Origin of the sequence: Microvirga roseola (assembly GCF_020866965.1) — a bacterium.
In the GTDB taxonomy this organism is placed as follows: domain Bacteria; phylum Pseudomonadota; class Alphaproteobacteria; order Rhizobiales; family Beijerinckiaceae; genus Microvirga; species Microvirga roseola.
The window spans coordinates 16,128-34,054 of sequence record NZ_JAJATX010000003.1 but is presented as its reverse complement, the minus strand read 5'-3'; the positions used below and the strand labels follow the sequence as shown (position 1 = coordinate 34,054).

The window sequence follows — 17,927 nt, the reverse complement described above, 5'->3', positions numbered from 1 at the left end:
CGGAACCCGGCATGGCCAAGTTCCGTCCTCATGAAAGAGGCACTGTTTTGCCGCGCGGGTGTGGCCTTCAGGATGCGGTTCGGGTTACAAGCCTCCCATCATGATCCCGAGCACCTCCTCGACAAAGCGCTCCGCCTGGGCGGCGGAACTGCGTGCCATGCTGGCCCTCGGCTGGCCCCTGATACTGACCAACGTGGCGCAGAACGCCCTGATGACGAGCGACGTCATCCTCATGGGCTGGCTCGGTTCGGGGGCGCTAGCGGCTGGTGCGCTCGGCACCAATCTCTATTTCGCCTTCCTGATCTTCGGCATCGGCCTCGTGAGCGCGACCTCGCCGCTGGTGGCCGAGGAGCTCGGCCGCAAGCGCCATTCCGTCCGCGAGGTGCGCCGCACGGTCCGCCAAGGCTTCTGGGCGGCGTTGACGGTCGCGGCGCCGATCTGGCTCGTCTCGTGGAACGGCGAGGCGCTCCTGCTCGCCATGGGGCAGGAGCCCGATCTCGCCCGGGACGCGGGCGACTACATGCGGGCCTTGCAATGGAGCCTTCTGCCCTTCCTGCTCTACCTCGTGCTGCGCTCCTTCCTGGCCGCGCTGGAGCGGCCCGGCTGGCCTCTGGTCATCGGTCTCATTGCCGTGCCGGTGAACCTCGGGGCCGCCTATTGCCTGATGTTCGGGGAATTCGGCCTGCCGGCCTTCGGTCTCATCGGGGCCGGTCTCGGCACGGTGGTGTCCAGCACCTTCATGTTCATCGGTCTCGTCGTGGTGATCGTGCTCGACCCGAAGCTGCGCCGCTACCACCTCTTCGGGCGGTTCTGGCGCACCGACTGGCCGCGCTACCGGACGCTCTGGCGCATCGGCGTGCCGATCGGCCTGACCCTGGCCTTCGAGGTCACGATCTTCAATGCGGCCGCCCTGCTCATGGGGCGCATCGGCGCCAATGAGCTGGCGGCCCATGCCATCGCCCTCCAGATCGCCTCCTTCTGCTTCATGGTCCCCTTCGGCATTGGCCAGGCGGTCACGGTGCGGGTCGGCCGCGCCTATGGCGCGAAGGATGCGGGCGGCGTCACACGGGCGGGCTGGACCGCCTTCGCGCTGGGCGTCGGCTTCATGGTGTTCACCGCATCGCTCATGCTGTTTGCGCCCCGGCTCCTGCTCAGTGCCTTCCTTGACATGACCGACCCGAAGAATGCCCCGGTGATCGGCTTTGCCGTCTCCTTCCTCGTGATGGCCGCCATTTTCCAGCTGGCGGACGGCGCGCAGGCGGTGGGCTCCGGCATGCTGCGCGGCCTCCAGGACACGCGCGTGCCGATGATCTATGCGGCTCTCGGTTACTGGGGCGTCGGCCTGCCGCTCGGCGCGACCCTGGCCTTCGGCACGGAGCTGCGCGGCATCGGGATCTGGATCGGTCTGGCCACGGGCCTGACCGTCGTCGCCTCCCTCATGCTGTGGCGCTGGCTTCGCCGCGACAGCCTCGGCCTCGTGACCGCGGTTCCCAAGGACGTGAGGGAAGACGCTCAGGAAGCCTTTGCGAGCTGAGACACGAGGCGCGAGAGATCGACGGGGGCGAACTGCGTGCCCTCGTGGGTCACGCGCACTTCCTCGACCGTGAGCCGCCGCCACTGCGCGAGGCGGGCGAGCGCCTCCTGCACGAGCTCCTCCGGCGCAGACGCGCCTGCCGTCAGGCCGATCACCGCCACGCCGTCGACGAAGGAGAGGGTCAGGTCGCTCGGATCCTGCATGAGAAGGGCAGGGCGGCCTTCGCCTTGCGCCACCTCGCAGAGGCGGTTGGTATTGGACGAGTTGCGTGCGCCACAGACGATGACGCGCTCCGCCCGCTCGGCAATGACGCGCACCGCCATCTGCCGGTTCTGCGTCGCATAGCAGATCGTCTTCGTGTCGGGCCCCTGGATGGCGGGAAAGCGCTTCCTGAGCGCTGCGATGATCTCGCGCGTATCGTCGACCGACAGGGTCGTCTGGGTGATGTAGGCGATGCGATCCGGATCCTGAACCGGCACGGTCAGCGCTTCCGCGACGGATTCGATCACATGAACCGTTCCGTCGATCTGGCCCGTCGTGCCCTCCACCTCCACATGCCCGCGATGCCCGATGACGATGACCTCCCGTCCGGCTCTGGCGTGGCGCTGACCTTCGAGATGCACGCGGCGAACGAGCGGGCAGGTCGCGTCCAGCACCGCCAGACCGCGCTTCTCCGCTTCGCGCTCCACGGCGCGCGATACGCCATGGGCGCTGAAGATGGCGACGGCCCCGTCCGGGATCTCCGATATCTCGTCGACGAAAACCGCGCCGCGCCGTTCGAGGTCTTTCACGACGCGGCCGTTATGCACGATCTCATGGCGCACATAGACCGGCCGGTCGGTGCGCTCGAGGGCGTCCTCGACCGCCCTGATCGCCCGCTCCACGCCGGCGCAGAAGCCGCGGGGAGCCGCAAGGAGGACGGTGAGGGCAGGGCGCTCCTGTGTCATGCCGCATCCTCCGTCTTGGCGATGCCGGTGGGCGAAACGGGACGGTGGGCATTCCGCCCGTGGCGCAGGAGGAACACGGCCTGTTCTCCGGCCGTGACCGCGCTCTCGATGGTCGCGGGCAGCGGGCCGATCCAGTCCCCTGCGAGAACGAGATCGGCGAGCGGCTGCAGAGGCGGCTGCGGCAGGGGCGCCGCCGCCTGCCGGATCGTCGCGCGCTTCTCCTTCACGATGCGCGCCTCGGGCTGCCGGTCGGGATGCACGTCGAGGTCCACGATCCGCAGGGCGGGCGCGATCTCGCGCCAGATCGTTGCCGCAAGATCGTCCGGATCGCGGTCGATCACGGCCTTCGCCGCCGAGATCGTGACGCTCACATGCCCTGCGCGGATCAGTGCCCATTGCGCAAGGGTGCCTGTGAAGCCGATGAAGCGCAGACGGTCCAGGCCCGGGACGCGATAATGCACGTTGAGAATAGGCTCGAAGAGCCGGGGCACGACGAGCGCCGGCAGCAGGCGCTCGACCTCCCAGGGCGGCAGGGCCAGAACGACCTTGTCCTCAGGGCCCAGGGCGACGGTGCGGTCCGCGAGCGTCAGCCCGATGGCGCGCTCCCCGTTTGTGAGCACCGCGCGCAGGCGCTGGCCGGAGAGGACGGAGACGCCTCTCTGCCGAAGGGTTGCGAGGGCAGGCTCGACGAGATCCTCGCTCAGCCCGTTGCGCGCCACGAGAAGCCGGCCTGCGCCGGGGCGGAGCAGCCGCCTCAGGGCATAGGCCAGACGTTTCGAGGAGGCCTGGGAGACAGGCGTGTTGAGCACCGCGACCGTCAGCGGCCCGATCAGGCTCTCCATGATCGGGCGCTGGCCGATGAGGGCGGCGACGGGGCAGTCGCGGGACGAGAAGACGAGGCGCAGCATGCGCGCGAGATCCGACAGCCCGAGACCCTTGGGGCGGCGCGAGGACAGAAGCCAGGACCAGGGCGAGAGGCCGACCCGGCGCAGGCTCGCCGCCTGCCTGTCGTAGATGGGAAGGCCTTTCGGCTCGGGCTCGATCCAGCGCTCCCGCGCACCCACGGTCTTCAGCAGGGCGAGCGCGCGGCGGTTGGCCGTGAACAGGACATGGGTGCCATTGTCATGGGCGAATCCGTCGGCGGGCCGGATCGTCCGGCAGCGCCCTCCGGCCTGAGGCGCGGCTTCATAGAGAATGGCCTCGCCGCCTTCCGCGCTCGCGGCGAGCGCGGCGCTGATGCCTGCAATCCCGGCTCCGACGATATGCGTGCGCCCCGTCATCAGGCGGGCCTCATGGCGCGGGTGATGAGATGAAGGCGGTCCGCGGCGGTCAGCTGCAGCCGGCCCTGCCGCACGCCCCAGCCGCGGGCTTCGAGGCGCTGCAGCACGCGGCGGTAATTCTCCATCATCAGGATCGCGGGCTTGAGGGCGATCCGGTCGAGAGACAGGAGAGCCTCGTCCGCCCGGGCAAAGCCTGCGCGCGCCTCCTCGGCCAGGGCCTCGCAGACGCGCGCGAAGCGCGGATCGGCGACGAGAACGGCGGCGGGCGCGTCCTGCAGCCCAAGCTGCGCGAGCCGCGCCAGGGGAAGATAGACGCGCTCCCGCGCCGCATCCTCGTCCACGTCCCGCAGAATGTTCACCAGCTGCAGGGTGCGTCCGAGATCGAGGGCAAAGTCGCGGGCTTTCGGCGCGCCGAAGATATGGATCGACAGAACGCCAACCGATCCGGCGACACGGCGTCCGTAGAGACCGAGCTCGTGGTCGTTCGACATGCGCACCCGCTCGGCGCTGTCCATGGCCATGCCGTCGAGAAGCGCGTGGCACTCGGCGAGCGGCAGCTTGAAGAGGCTCGATGCGCGGGCGAGTTCGCGCCCGATCGGCGTTTCCGGAGCCCGGTGGAGACGGTCGATCTCGCGGCGCCATTCATTGAGGAAGCGCAGCTTCTCGGATGCGGGCGCTGCTCCGTCGGCGATGTCGTCCACGGCCCGGCAGAAGGCATAGACCGCGTGAATGGCCCGCCGCCTGTCCTGCGGCAGGCTCTGCATCCCGAGCCGGAAGGAGGAGCCGGAGCGCCTGACGGTGGCGGCGGCAATCGCCTGGTCGCGGTCGGCGGGCCTGCCGGACATTCCCTTGAGCCCCTTCAGGAAGGCCCATGCGGCATCGCCCTTGCTCACCTGGACCCGCTCCAGAACCGGATCGCGGCGGCGCAGTCGCTCGCTCAGGCGTTGCGCCAGGGCGATGGTCGCGATGCTCTGCGCCCGCAGGCGCCTGTTCAGAAGATGTCGTGGCAGGGCCTGCGCCTGATCGATCAGCACATCGACCTGGTCGAGCATGGCGTCGAGCAGCGCGCGCCGGGCTGCGCTGGACGTCGGATCGAAGAAGGCGCTCTCGCCGCCTACGGTCATGATCCAGCCGATGGGAATGTAGATGCGCCCGAGCTCGTCCCGGTCGCGGCGGCAATCCTGCAGGTGGTTGAGGATCTGCAGCGCGGTGCAAAGCGCATCGGCCGGCGCCTGCGCCGAGGCGCGCTCACCGTGCAGCTCCAGGATAAAGCGGCCCGCCGGGTTGGCCGAGAGGCGGCAGGATCCGAGAAGCTCCGCCCAGTCCGTATAGCGGGCCTTGACCGCATCCTGACGGAAGGCGCGCAGCATGGCGCGCGCCTCCGTGATTCCTGTTCCGTGCCTTGCGTCGGCGGCATGCAGAGCCGCCGCTTCGGGAACGACGTCATCGCCCGCAACGAGCGCCTGCTCGAGGGCGTCGAGCCCTGCGAGCTTGTCGGCGGCCTTGAGGTCCGGGGAATCGGCAACGTCGTCCGCCTTGCGCACGAAGCGGTAGAAGGCGAGGACCGCCTCCCTGTGCTCGGGCGAGAGCACGAGGGACGCGACGGGAAAATTCTCGTCCCGTGGCTGCTTCGATGGCTGTGTGCCTGGCCTGCTCATCGTGTTCCCACGGGATAGAGCCTGCCCTTCCATCCGGCCCGGCGAGCGCCGCCGATCCGCAGGAGCACGCTCCATTGGATTGCGAGGCCGACGAGGGTGGTAAAGGGGTGCAGGGGAATGGACCAGAGATTCTCGCGCGTCGCCACCGTCACGACGGCGCGGGTCCCGAGCGACAGGAACGCGGCGAGAGCAACGGGAAGACTCGGCATGACGCCGAGGAGCGCGAAGGGCAGGACATGACCGCCCAGGAGCAGCACGGTCCAGACGGGCAGGCCGACAGGCGTCGCCATGCCCTCATGCGCGTTCTTGGCAAAGCCGTTCCAGGCCTCTCCGAGCCCCGTGTACATGCGGCATGAGGCGAGCCTCTCGCCCGGCAGGAGATCCGTCATGTATCCCTTGCGACGGAAGAGGCGGGCGAGCTGGATGCCGTCATGGATGAGCGCATGGATCGCCGCGTGCCCGCCGCTGGCGCGATAGGCCTCGCGCTCCGCGAGCATGAGCTGGCCGCAGGCCGCGCCGAGGCCCGGATCCCGTGACAGGCGCATGAAGCCCATCGGCAGGTAGCCGAGGAGCAGCAGGTTAATCGTCGGCACGGTCAGCAATTCGCCCAGCGAGACCATGACCTGCCGGGGAACGACGCTGACGAGGCTCGCATCGGTCCCTTGCGCATGTCCGGCAAGCCGCGCCGTCGCGTGGGGAGCGAGCCTGACATCCGCATCGACGAAGAGGAGGTGCGTGCCGCGGGCGGCCTGCGAGAGGTGATGACAGGCATGGACCTTGCCGGTCCAGCCCTCCTCCAGGGGAGGGGCAGTGAGAAGGCGCACGCGCGGGTCGCGCGCCGCATAGGGCCGCACGATGTCGGGCGTCGCATCCGTGGACCCGTCGTCCATCACGAGGATCTCGACGGGAACGCCGACGGTGCCGAGCGCCGCATCGAGCGCCGGGCCGATGTTCCCCTCCTCGTTGCGGGCAGGAATGAGAATCGATACCAGCGTATCGGGTTGCGGATGATGCCGCGGCGTCCCTCGCAGGATGGACAGGTTCATGAGAGCGAGCACGGCCGGGAAGGCTGCGAGTGCGAGCAGGAGATAGCCGGCCGCTTCCGTCATGCGCGGCTCTCGTGCGAGGGATCGAAGGCGCGGCCCCGCAGGGTCGCGCGCAGGCGGCGCCAGATGTCGTAGACGCCGCCCACTCCGGCATGGCCCTCGAGGACGGGCCGGAACCGGCACGGTTCACGGCTCTGCACGTCGGCGCTCAGCCGGTCCATGGTGCGGACGAGCTCGCCTTCGAGGCGCTGCAGCCGCGACCGGCGGTCGAGGTCCATCAGGTCGTAGCCGCGCATGGGCGTGCCGAATGCGATGAAGGCTTCCGCGCCCCGCTCCAGCCAGAAGCCGTATTCGATGGCGAGCGGCAGGATCGTGCAGTCGGGCGCAAGCTCCACGAGCCGCGCCACGCCCGGCTTGAGGCCGAGCGGACGCTCGCGCACATCCCCGAAGCGACCCTGCGCCGTGATCCAGAGCGCGCGTTCCGGAGAGGAGAGAATCTCCGCGCTCGTTCTGACGAAGGCCGCTGCGCCGCGTTTCGTCTCGAGGTCGACGCCGAACGCGCCGATGCGCCCAAAAATGCCGTATTGCTTCAGCATCGCGGCATCGATCGGCGCATAGCTTTCGTAACCTGGAAAGAAGCGGTCGGCCGCGAGAATGTAAACGGCCGCATCCCACCAGGCGGGGTGGTTGGAATAGACGATGACGGGCCCGGTCTGCGGAACGGAGGGCACGCCCCACTGAGCGAGGCGGAGCGCGTTCATGTGGCGCATGAAGTAGCGCCGGAATGTCGAGACCATGAAGCGGTGGATCGCCGGGGAGCGGCGCGCGACGGGAGATGAGATCCCGCAATGCGTGGTGAGGGGTCTGTCCGTTTCCTGTCTCAAGACACGTTCCGTAAGCTCTCGCCCTTCACGTCCGCATCGAGGGCGTCGGCTGCGATCCAGCCCGACATCATCACCATCGGCATGCCGGGACCGGGATGGGCCGCGCCACCGGCGAGATAGAGGCCGCGCACCTTCCGGCTGCGGTTGCCGGGTTTGAACGCGCCCATGAACTTGCCATGGCTTGCAAGCCCGTAGATCGCGCCATTGAGCACCTTGTAGCGGTCGTGAATGTCCTGCGGCGTGAGATGGCGCTCGACGACGATACGCTCCTCGATGTCCTCCATGCCCGCCGTGCGCTTCAGCTTGTCGAGAATGACCCGGCGGTAGGCCGGGAACATCTGCGACCAGTCGTGATGCGGCCTGAGATACGGTGTGTGGACCAGCACATAGAGCGCTTCGCCCCCTTGCGGGGCAACGCTCGGATCCGTCATGGAAGGCGCCGCGATATAGCAGGTCGGATCGGGCGCAGGCTCGCCCTTCCGGTAGATGAAGTCGAACTCCTCCTCCGGATCCCGGGAGAACACGAAGTCGTGGTGGAGGAGGTGGTCGTAGCGTTCCTTGAGACCGAGATAGAGCACCACGCCGGAACAGGCCGGCTCGAAATCCTTCCTGGCATAGTGCTCGCCCACATCGCCGCCGACGAGTTCGCGATAGGTGCGGATCGAATCCATGTTGGAGATGACGCTGTCATAAGCGGCCGTCTCTCCGTTCGCCGTCACGATGCCGGTGATCGCGCCGTTCTCGATCCGCAGAGATGTCACATCCGTTGTGGGCCTGAAGGTCGCGCCGAGTTCGGTGGCGAGCTTCATCAGGGCTTCGGCCACAGCGCGGGTGCCGCCCGTGGGATACCAGACGCCGTCCGCCGCCTGCATATGCGCGATGGCGCAGAGCACGGCCGGGGAGCCGTAGGGCGAGGAGCCGACATATTGCGTGAAGTGGTCGAGCATCTGCGCGAGACGCTCGTCCTTCACCTTGGAGCGGATGGTGCCGGCGACCGACGATCCCATCCGCAATGAGAGCACGTCCCGCAGTGTGGACGGGTTCATGTTGGCGCGCACATTGATGGTGTCGAACAGATCCTCCACCGGCTTCCAGAAGAAGAACCGGTTCGAGACGTCATGGAGATGGGCCGAGATCTTCTGAAAGCGCCGGTATCCCTCGCCGGCGCCCTTCCCGGGAGCGAAGCGGTCCATGGCGTCGGCCATGGTCTCGATGTCCTCCTGGAGATCGATGCGCGTTCCGTCGTCGAAGAAGCACCGCCATTGCGGATCGAGGCGCACGAGGTCGAGGTAGTCGGACAGGTTACGCCCGGCCTCCGCGAAGATGCGCTCCAGAACCCGTGGCACGGTGAGGATCGTCGGCCCCATATCGAAGCGGAAGCTCTCCTCGTGCAGCACCGCCGCCTTGCCGCCCAGCCACGCATTCTTGTCGTAGAGCGTAACCTTGTGACCGCGTGCAGCGGTCACGCAGGCGGCTGCGAGGCCGCCCAATCCCCCGCCGATCACGGCAACCGAATGATCCTGAGCGCTCACGCAATTCCTCCTGGAGGGCATCGGCTGCTCTCCGGGGCCATGTCCTGTCGTTCCGTTGGTTCTAGGAAGGGCATGGCCCACTTCAAGGCGAGCCCGCACGAAGGGGAGCGGGCGCAGATCATCCGGGGAGCCTTTGGCTCGGGAGCACGGATCATCGGGCCAGATCCGGCGGCCTCCAGGCGCTCGATCCGTTGGCGATGGATCACGATTCTGTCACCAGGGCGGGCCGGCGGTTGCGCCGCGGCCTGTCCCCGGCGCGAACAGGCGCCGGGCCCTCTGCGGTCTCCTCCGTGGGAGAGAAGGGTCTGGAACGCCACAGCATGGGCTCCTAGCGAATGGGGATGACGACGGTGGTCGTGGGTTCCCTCACGACGATCCGCGCCGCACCGAAACTCGGCGGTCCGCGTCGCCCGACATCGTTCGAGAACCCGTAGGGCTCGCTGGGCAGGCCGATGAAGTTGCGGTCGAGCCGCCTATTGCAGTTCACGTCATGGAAGACGGCGATGGCGTAGGCGCCCGGCTTCACGTTGCGGACGCGGAACTCGACCCGGCCGGGCCGTGCGGGTTCGCGGCCCCTGTAGGGGCAGGTCGCTTCCTCGAAGCTCGTATCGCAGATGCCGGCATAGAGCATGTTCTGCGCCGACTGGACGCCCTCCGCCCTGATGACGAGGGTTGCGGCCTGCGCCGGTGGAGTTGCGAGAAGAAGACACCCGAACAACCCGATGCGCCGCATGATCGGTCTTCCCCCTACAAGGCTGCTTCGGTGACGGGCTCGGGAGTGCGCGCAGGCTCGTCATGCCGGGTGCGCCGGCGCTGCCGGTCTTCCAGCAGGAGCCGCGTCGTAATGCGCGCACCCTCGAAGATGACCGGCAGGCCGCTGCCGGGATGCGTGCCGCCGCCGACCAGATAGACGTTGCGGCCGAAGCGGTTGTGCGGCCGGAAATAGAGCATCTGCGTGAGATTGTGCGCGAGGTTGAAGGTTGCGCCCTCGAACACGGCGAACTCGTCCTGCCAGCCGCGCGGCGTCACCATGCGCTCGAAGCGGATGCGGCTCTCGATGTCGTCGAGCCCCAAGACCTTCAGGCGCTCCAGGGCGAGCCTGCGGTAGCGCGGCGCCTCGCGCGCCCAGTCGATGTTGCAGCGCAAGTTGGGAACCGGAACGAGCACATAGAGGCTCGTGTGCCCCTCCGGCGCCAGCGAAGGATCGCTTGCGCCCGCGTGTTGCACATAGATCGAGGGCTCCTCGGAGAGGACGCCTTCGGTGATCTCCCGGATGTTGCGTTCGTAATCCCGCGCCAGGAGGATCGTGTGGTGTGCAAGATCGCCCACGCCGCCTTCGATGCCGAGATAGAGCATGAAAGTGGAGCAGGAGAGCTTCGCGCCGTCGAGCTTCCTGTTCTTCCACCGTGGACGCATGGCTTCCGGCACGAGGCGGCGCATGGCATGGCCGAAATCGCCGTTCACCACGACCGAGCCCGCGGCGAAGCGCTCGCCGGCCGCCTCCAGTCCGACGGCCTCGCCCTTCTCATAGACGATGCGGTCGACCGGCGTGTTCACGCGGATGTCGACGCCCATCCTGCGCGCCACCTTCGCCATCGCTTCCGAGACTGCGCCGCAGCCGCCGATGGGGTGATAGACCCCGTGCTCGTATTCAAGAAACGAGAGGATCGTGAACAGGCTCGGGCACTGGAACGGCGACATCCCGAGATATTTCGTCTGGAACGAGAAGGCGAGGCGCACGCGCGGATCGGCGAAATAGCGCCTGAGATCGCCATCGACGCTGGAGAAGGGCCGGAGCTTCGGCAGCGCCGCCAGCATAGCCGGCGAGACGAGGTCGGCAGGGCTCGAGAAGGCCTGTTCGAGCACGGGGCGGAAGGCCTCGAGCTTCTCCCGGTTGTCGGCGAGAAAGCGCCGGACGTTCCTGGCATCGTCCGGTGCAATCCGGGCGATCTCCTGCTCGAGGCGGGCCAGATCGTTCGTCGCGCGGATCTCGCCGCCGCCCTCGAAGACGAGGTGATATTGCGGATCGAGACGCCTGAGCTCGACATGATCCTCGAGCCGCTCCCCGCAGGCCTCGAAGATGTCCTTCAGAATCCGCGGATAAAGGAAGAACGTGGGGCCGATGTCGAACCTGTAGCCCCCTGGGGCTTGGATCGTCCGGGTCCGGCCGCCGACGGCGGGTTCCCGCTCGAAGACCGTCACGGGCACGCCCTCCCGCGCAAGCAGCATGGCGGCGGCAAGGCCTCCCGGGCCTGCGCCGACGATGGCCACACGGCGGGATGGAGAGGAATTCGACATGAGCCGGCAGACCTCGCAGGACCAGTGACGGGAAGGCTCGAAGGTAGAAGGCAACTAGATCGGGCGCCGGTTCTGGCTAGGGGAGCATCCTTGCAAAGCCAGGATTGCAAGGATTCTTACGCTGGGGAATGGAACGTTATCCAGGCTAGACACGCTCCGATTCGGAGCCGTTCCAGGCTATTCTCCACAAGACGTCCACATCTCGAAAGTATGGCGACAATTGAGAAAAATCATTGCGCCTTATTCTTGCCTTTTTATGGCGCAGCTTCACTTCCTAACGAAAAGGAAGGGGAGACTATCCTTGAAGATCATCCTCACCCGTGTATCGCTCATGGTGCCACTTCTGTTTGTCGCCGCCTGCAATACCACCGCCGCCAATGATCCCTCGACCACGGGATCCATTTCCCAAGCCGACTACAAGGGTGAGGAATTCCAGAAAGGAAAGGCCTCCTGGTACGGTCCCGGCTTCCATGGCCGGAAGACCGCGAGCGGCGAGCGGTTCAATTCCATGGCCATGACGGCCGCCCATCCCTCGCTCCCCTTCGGCACGCGCCTGCGGGTCGTGAACGAGGAGAACGGCCGCTCGGTGATCGTTCGCGTCAATGACCGCGGCCCCTTCGTCCACCGGCGCGTCATCGATCTGGCGAAAGGGCCCGCTCAGACCCTGGGCCTGATCTCCTCCGGCACCGCCTTCGTTTCCCTCCACAAGCTGGATTAGGCGCTTCTTAATCCCTTGCGGCGATCCTCGGTTCGATTCGGGACCAAGGGTTGCTTATATGGAAACGAGATCGTCTCAGCCGACGAACGTCATCCGCTTTCCGGGCGCGCGTTCGGCGGCTCATCCTCGCCGCGATCAGAAGAGCCTCATGGATGCGGTCTATGCCGCGGGCTCTCTGCCGATTGCCGCCGATGACCGGGCAACGAAAATCGTGGCGACGCGGCTGACGATCTTCGGCTTCGTGGTCATCGACGAGGTGCAGGCCGACGGCACGGTCCGCCGCCTGCGCCCCTCGGAGGCGTTCCATGCCGCCACCGACCATCCGTGGCGCATCTCCAAGCCTTCAAGCCGCTACAGCGTGCGCGACCTGCCGGAATCCGACGAGGACCTCTTCGCGGCCCTTCTCGCCTGACATTTCCCGGGCCTCGCCTTTCGCATCGCCTGAACTATCTCTTGGCGCATCGAGCAGAACGGCGCGCCGGGCTGCGAAACGATGCTTCAGGGTTCGGCGATGCACCTGGTCCAGATCCTCCTGCCGCTTGCAGACAATGCAGGCCGCCGATTCGACAGTGCCGCCTACGGGCGTGTCCGCTCTGAGCTGTCGGAGCGTTTCGGCGGCATCACGAGCTTCACCCGCGCTCCTGCCGAGGGCACGTGGAAGGAGGGCGGCCGCACGGCCCATGACGACATCGTCGTCTTCGAGGTCATGGCCCGCGAGATCGACAACCCCTGGTGGGTGGAGTATCGCGCCGAGCTGGAGCGCCGCTTCCAGCAGGAGACCATCGTCATCCGCGCGATTCGGGTGGAAATGCTGTAGCCGTTTCGTGGAGCGCATATCCGCGCGGAACCCGAATCGCGCCGCTTCGCTTGTCGTCCATGAAACGAGCGGAGCATGCCCATGTCGAAACCTCTTATCGTCTCCATCCCCCATCAGCTCGGCAAGGCTGAAGCGACGCGCCGCCTTCAGGGCGGGCTCACGCGCCTGAAATCGCAGTTCGGCGACAAGGTCGCCACGGTCGACGAGACCTGGAGCGGCGACCGCATGGACTTCCGCGTCGGCGCCATGGGCCAGACGATCAACGGCCATCTCGACGTCATGGAGGATCAGGTGCACGTCGAGGTGCAGTTGCCCTGGATTCTCGCTATGGTGGCCGAGAAGGCGAAGACCTTCATCCAGAAACAAGGAACATTAATGCTGGAGAAGAAGTAATTGTTCCCATCATCGCGAATGATTGCACAAGAATAGGGTTCGCTGTGGAACCTAATTGCACCCATCGAGTTTGAGATTCGACTGCGACCGCGGTGCAACGCCGGTGCGCTTCACTGAAGACATAGTTTCATCAATCCGGACCGTGTTTTCTGTCCGATCGTGACAACACATCTCTGTATTAGAGGATCGCGCCATGCATGAGCGTTCGACAACGCAGCCGCATGCCCTTCGCCCGTCTTTCAAAGCCAGCTTGCAGAAGCCTCTCCTCGTCTGCTTCTCCCACCTCCGGTGGGATTTCGTCTGGCAGCGTCCCCAGCATCTCCTGAGCCGCGCCGCCCGGCATTACGACGTGCTCATCGTCGAGGAGCCGATCTTCAAGGCCGGCGCTGCCGCGCATATGGAGGTCAGCGAGCGGCCACAGGGCCTCGCGGTCGCGGCGCCGATCCTCCCCGAAGGCCTGTCCCATGAGGATGCCATTGCCGAGCAGCACGACCTGATCGAAGACCTGATCGGCCGCGAGGCCAAGAGGCCCCGAGTCTTCTGGTACTACACGCCGATGGCGATGGCCTTCACGAGCGATCTCGAATGCGATCTCTGCATTTACGACAACATGGACGAGCTGTCCCTGTTCCGCGGAGCCTCGCAGGAACTACTGACCCTCGAGGACGCTCTCTTCTCGCGTTGCGATCTCGTCTTCACCGGCGGCATGAGCCTCTATGAGGCCAAGCGCCACCGCCACCGCAGCGTTCACGCTTTCCCGTCATCCATCGAATTCGACCATTTCTCGCAGGCGCGTTCGCTTGCGGGCGATCCGCGCGATCAGGCGCATATCCCGCATCCGCGCCTCGGCTTCTTCGGCGTCATCGACGAGCGCATGGATGTGGATCTCGTCGCCGAGACCGCGGCCCTGCGCCCGGACTGGCACTTCGTCATGATCGGCCCGGTGGTGAAGATCGAGCCCGAATCCCTGCCGCAGCGTCCGAACATTCACTGGCTCGGTGGGCGCTCCTACAAGGAATTGCCGCATTACCTCTCCGGCTGGAACATCGGCTTCATGCCCTTCGCCCTCAATGAGGCGACGAAGTTCATCAGCCCGACGAAGACGCCGGAATTCCTCGCCGCCGGCGTCCCGGTCATCTCGACTCCGATCACCGACGTGGTTCGCCCATACGGCGAGAAGGGGCTCGTGGAGATCGCCAGGAATGCCAGGGATGTCGTGGAGAAGGCCGAGGCCGTTCTGGCGCGGCCGAAGGAGGCCTGGCTCGCGAAGGTCGACCGGCATCTTGCTGCGGGTTCCTGGGACAAGACCTGGACCTCGATGCATGCCCTCATGCGCAGCGCCATGGAAGGCAACAGCCTCGACCGCGCGGCATCGAGCCGTCCCCTCTACGTCACCACGCCTGCGGAGTAATCGAGAATGTACGACTGGCTGATTGTCGGCGCCGGCTTTGCGGGAAGCGTTCTTGCAGAGCGCCTTGCAACGGAGCGTAACGAACGCGTTCTCCTCATCGACCGTCGCAACCATATCGGCGGAAACGCCTATGACCGGTACGACGATGAAGGCCTGCTGATCCATCAGTACGGGCCCCATATCTTCCACACCAACTCGAAGCAGATCTTCGACTATCTCTCCCGCTTCACCGAATGGCGCTTCTACGAGCACCGGGTCCTGGCGGAAGTTGACGGGATGCTCGTGCCGATCCCGATCAATCTCGACACGGTCAACAAGCTCTACGATCTCAATCTCACCTCCGAGCAGCTGCAGGACTGGTTCGCGGAGCGCGCCGAGAAGGTTCGCGAGATCCGCACGGCCGAGGACGTGGTGGTGTCCGCCGTCGGGCGCGAGCTCTACGAAAAGTTCTTCCGCGGCTATACCCGCAAGCAATGGGGGCTCGATCCTTCCGAACTCGACAAGTCGGTGACCTCGCGGGTTCCGACCCGTACGAACCGGGACGATCGCTATTTCACCGACGAGTTCCAGTACATGCCGAAGCACGGCTACACGCGCATGTTCGAGAAGATGGTGAGCCATCCGAACATCCACGTCATGACGCAGACCGATTATGAGGACGTGAAGCATGTCGTCCCCCATCGTCGCGTCATCTATACCGGACCCATCGACGAGTATTTCGGCTTCCGGTTCAGCAGGCTGCCCTACCGCTCCCTTCGTTTCGAGCATGTGACCCTGGATCGGCCGTGGCATCAGCCCGTGGGCGTGGTGAACTATCCGCAGACGAACGACTACACGCGCGTCACGGAATACAAGCACCTTACCGGTCAGGACCATGCGAAAACGGCCCTGACCTACGAGTACCCGTCCGCCGAAGGCGACCCCTATTATCCGATCCCGAAGCCGGAGAACCAGGAGCTGTTCAAGAAGTACGAGCGGCTGGCGCTCGCCACTCCGGACGTGTGGTTCGTCGGTCGCCTCGCGACCTACCGCTATTACAACATGGACCAGATCGTCGGACAGGCGCTCGCCACGTTCCGCCGCATCAACGAGGCCGTGCCGACCGGAGCGGACAAGCTCGCGGTCGAGGTTGTCCGGTCGAAGGCCGCCATGGCGTCGTGATGAGTATTGTCATCGAACATTCCGCATCCGGCTCCGTTGTTGATGCGCGAAACAGCCGGGGTTGTAGAATGAAGTCCAAGCTGGAGCTTTGGGGCGGTCTGGAATGCACGATCGCCAGGATCGGCGACGATTTCCGCGACCAGAGCTCCGAAACGGGCCACGGCGACCGGATCGAGGATCTCGACCGGATCGCCGTGCTCGGAATCCGCACCCTTCGGTATCCGGTGCTCTGGGAGAGCGTCTCGCCTGAACATCCGGACCGCAGGGACTTTTCCTGGCACGACGAGCGCCTGCAGCGCCTTCGGCAGCTTGAGATCCGTGCCATTGCGGGCCTGTGCCATCACGGCAGCGGCCCGCGATACACGAACATGCTGGATCCCGCCTGGCCGGAGCTGCTCGCCCGCCACGCTTCTCATGTGGCCAGGCGCTATCCCCACCTCGACCTCTATACCCCCGTCAACGAGCCGCTCACGACGGCGCGCTTCTCGGGGCTCTACGGCCATTGGTACCCGCACGGCACGAGCTACGAGGCTTTCCTCAGGATTCTCGTCAATGAATGCAAGGCGACCGTGCTCGCCATGCGCGCCATCCGCAAGATCAGGCCCGATGCGCAGCTCGTCCAGACGGACGACATGGGCAAGACCTTCTCGACGCCGCTTCTCGCCTATCAGGCCGCGCACGAGAACCAGCGGCGTTTCCTCAGTTTCGATCTCCTGTGCGGCATGGTCGACCGCCACCATCCCTGGTGGCGGATCCTTCTCGATCACGGCGTTCCGCAGGCCGATCTCGAGCTGCTCCTGGAAGCCGACGCCGCGCCGGACATCATCGGCATCAATCACTACCTGACGAGCGAGCGCTATCTCGACGAGCGCCTGACGCGCTATCCCGAACACCATTGGGGCGGAAACGGCAGGCATGATTACGCGGATGCGGAAGCCGTGCGCATGCCGCTCCCGCCCGAAGATATCGGTCCGGCCGCCCGCCTGCGTGAGGTGTGGGAGCGCTACAGGCGGCCCATGGCCGTCACGGAAGCGCACCATGGCTGCACGCGGGACGACCAGCTCCGCTGGCTCATGCAGGTCTGGCGGGATGTGGAGGTGCTCCGCGAGGAAGGCGCCGACATCCGCGCCGTGACCATCTGGTCCCTCTTCGGCGCCGTGGACTGGAACAGCCTTCTCACGTCGCGCAACGGTTTCTACGAGCCCGGTCCCTTCGACGTCCGGGCGCCCGAGCCCCGTCGCACAGCTCTGGCGCACGCCGCCGAAGCGCTTGCCAGGACCGGGGATTACGACCATCCGGTTCTCGACCGCGCGGGCTGGTGGAAGCGCGACATCCGCTTCTACAAGCCGCCGTCAAGGAAATCGAACGCCTGCCGCCTGGTCGGCTCGCCGCGCCAGCTCATGATCACGGGAGCCACCGGCACCCTGGGCCGAGCCTTCTCGCGCCTGAGCGATTTTCGCGGGCTCGATCACATGCTGCTTTCCCGCGGCGACATGAACATTGCGGACAGGGAAAGCGTGTCCGTCGCCCTCGCACGCCACAGGCCCTGGGCGGTCATCAACACGGCCGGCTATGTGCGCGTGGCGGAGGCCGAGAACGATCCCGAGACCTGCTTTCGCGAGAATGCGGCCGGCGCCGAGATCCTGGCTAAGGCCTGCGCCGAGCTTGGAATTCCGCTTGTCACCTTCTCCAGCGATCTCGTCTTCGACGGCACCCTCGGGCGGCCCTACCTGGAGAGCGACGCGACCAATCCCACGACGGTCTATGGGGCCAGCAAGGCCGAAGCCGAGCGCCGGATCCTGGCCGCGCACGACAAGGCCCTCGTCATCCGCACCAGCGCCTTCTTCGGCCCCTGGGATCGCTACAATTTCGTCTGGTCCATCCTGAACACCTTAAGCCGGGGCGACGCCGTGAAGGCCAGCCCCGACATCGTGTCGCCCACCTATGTGCCCGACCTCGTGAACACCTCGCTCGATCTTCTGATCGATGGCGGCACGGGCATCTGGCACATGGCCAATACCGGACAGACCTCCTGGCGCGACCTCGCAGCGGCCGCCGCCGAGCGGGCCGGTTTCGATCCGGATCTCGTTGAAGAGGCTGCCGAGGGGGAGCCGCTCATCACGGCCCTGTCGACGGAGCGCGGCACGCTCATGCCGAGCCTGGAGAGCGCGCTCGACCGCTTCTTCGCCGAGAGCGAGACGGAGTGGTCGGAGGACGCGATGAAGCTCGCAGCCGAATAGGGGGCCTG

The 17,927-nt window shown here is 66.2% G+C and carries 16 protein-coding genes; 8 read left to right on the top strand and 8 right to left on the bottom strand.

The window, feature by feature from the left end; all coding sequences use genetic code 11:
- The first annotated feature begins 100 nt into the window (after nucleotides 1-100).
- Nucleotides 101-1,534: an MATE family efflux transporter gene (locus tag LG661_RS02880; RefSeq protein ID WP_230530365.1), complete on the top strand. Its 1,434-nt coding sequence runs from the start codon at nucleotides 101-103 to the stop codon at nucleotides 1,532-1,534.
- On the opposite strand, the gene ispH is transcribed toward LG661_RS02880, so the two are convergent.
- The 8 genes from ispH to crtI all read right to left on the bottom strand — a co-directional run bounded on the left by ispH (nucleotide 1,513) and on the right by crtI (nucleotide 11,179).
- A complete protein-coding gene (gene ispH / locus LG661_RS02875; RefSeq protein WP_230530364.1) occupies nucleotides 1,513-2,481 on the bottom strand; it encodes a 4-hydroxy-3-methylbut-2-enyl diphosphate reductase in 969 nt (322 codons plus the stop codon). The genes LG661_RS02880 and ispH overlap by 22 nt on opposite strands.
- Nucleotides 2,478-3,761, bottom strand: a complete 1,284-nt coding sequence (locus LG661_RS02870; RefSeq protein WP_230530363.1) for a hydroxysqualene dehydroxylase — start codon at nucleotides 3,759-3,761, stop codon at nucleotides 2,478-2,480. The genes ispH and LG661_RS02870 overlap by 4 nt, the downstream gene beginning before the upstream one ends.
- A complete protein-coding gene (locus tag LG661_RS02865) occupies nucleotides 3,761-5,419 on the bottom strand; it encodes a squalene/phytoene synthase family protein (RefSeq protein WP_230530362.1) in 1,659 nt (552 codons plus the stop codon). Before LG661_RS02865 ends, LG661_RS02870 begins: the two co-directional genes overlap by 1 nt.
- Nucleotides 5,416-6,528 (bottom strand): glycosyltransferase, encoded by a 1,113-nt coding sequence (locus LG661_RS02860; protein ID WP_230530361.1) that lies wholly within the window; start codon nucleotides 6,526-6,528, stop codon nucleotides 5,416-5,418. The genes LG661_RS02865 and LG661_RS02860 overlap by 4 nt, the downstream gene beginning before the upstream one ends.
- Nucleotides 6,525-7,262, bottom strand: coding sequence for a lysophospholipid acyltransferase family protein (locus LG661_RS02855; protein WP_230530566.1), 738 nt, complete (start codon nucleotides 7,260-7,262; stop codon nucleotides 6,525-6,527). Before LG661_RS02855 ends, LG661_RS02860 begins: the two co-directional genes overlap by 4 nt.
- An 83-nt stretch (nucleotides 7,263-7,345) precedes the next feature.
- Nucleotides 7,346-8,902 carry a phytoene desaturase family protein gene (locus LG661_RS02850; protein WP_230530360.1) on the bottom strand — a complete coding sequence of 519 codons (1,557 nt, stop codon included), beginning with the start codon at nucleotides 8,900-8,902 and terminating at the stop codon, nucleotides 7,346-7,348.
- Between the two features lie 307 nt (nucleotides 8,903-9,209).
- Nucleotides 9,210-9,614, bottom strand: coding sequence for a DUF2141 domain-containing protein (locus tag LG661_RS02845; RefSeq protein WP_230530359.1), 405 nt, complete (start codon nucleotides 9,612-9,614; stop codon nucleotides 9,210-9,212).
- A gap of 14 nt (nucleotides 9,615-9,628) precedes the next feature.
- Complete coding sequence (crtI, locus tag LG661_RS02840; protein ID WP_230530358.1) at nucleotides 9,629-11,179, bottom strand: phytoene desaturase family protein; 1,551 nt, start codon at nucleotides 11,177-11,179, stop codon at nucleotides 9,629-9,631.
- A 301-nt stretch (nucleotides 11,180-11,480) separates the two neighbouring features.
- Between crtI and LG661_RS02835 the strand changes: the two genes are divergently transcribed.
- The 7 genes from LG661_RS02835 (at nucleotide 11,481) to LG661_RS02805 (ending at nucleotide 17,919) form a co-directional block, all read left to right on the top strand.
- Entirely contained in the window at nucleotides 11,481-11,897 is a 417-nt protein-coding gene (locus LG661_RS02835) for a septal ring lytic transglycosylase RlpA family protein (protein WP_230530357.1), read from the top strand.
- A gap of 58 nt (nucleotides 11,898-11,955) precedes the next feature.
- Entirely contained in the window at nucleotides 11,956-12,309 is a 354-nt protein-coding gene (locus LG661_RS02830) for a hypothetical protein (RefSeq protein WP_230530356.1), read from the top strand.
- A gap of 81 nt (nucleotides 12,310-12,390) precedes the next feature.
- On the top strand, nucleotides 12,391-12,714 hold the full coding sequence (locus LG661_RS02825; RefSeq protein ID WP_230530355.1) for a hypothetical protein: 324 nt from the start codon (nucleotides 12,391-12,393) through the stop codon (nucleotides 12,712-12,714).
- An 81-nt stretch (nucleotides 12,715-12,795) separates the two neighbouring features.
- Nucleotides 12,796-13,107, top strand: a complete 312-nt coding sequence (locus LG661_RS02820; RefSeq protein WP_230530354.1) for a polyhydroxyalkanoic acid system family protein — start codon at nucleotides 12,796-12,798, stop codon at nucleotides 13,105-13,107.
- A 193-nt stretch (nucleotides 13,108-13,300) separates the two neighbouring features.
- Nucleotides 13,301-14,518 carry a glycosyltransferase gene (locus LG661_RS02815; protein WP_230530353.1) on the top strand — a complete coding sequence of 406 codons (1,218 nt, stop codon included), beginning with the start codon at nucleotides 13,301-13,303 and terminating at the stop codon, nucleotides 14,516-14,518.
- Between the two features lie 6 nt (nucleotides 14,519-14,524).
- Complete coding sequence (gene glf / locus LG661_RS02810; RefSeq protein WP_230530352.1) at nucleotides 14,525-15,679, top strand: UDP-galactopyranose mutase; 1,155 nt, start codon at nucleotides 14,525-14,527, stop codon at nucleotides 15,677-15,679.
- A 68-nt stretch (nucleotides 15,680-15,747) separates the two neighbouring features.
- Nucleotides 15,748-17,919 carry a family 1 glycosylhydrolase gene (locus LG661_RS02805; protein ID WP_230530351.1) on the top strand — a complete coding sequence of 724 codons (2,172 nt, stop codon included), beginning with the start codon at nucleotides 15,748-15,750 and terminating at the stop codon, nucleotides 17,917-17,919.
- The last annotated feature ends 8 nt before the right edge of the window (nucleotides 17,920-17,927 follow it).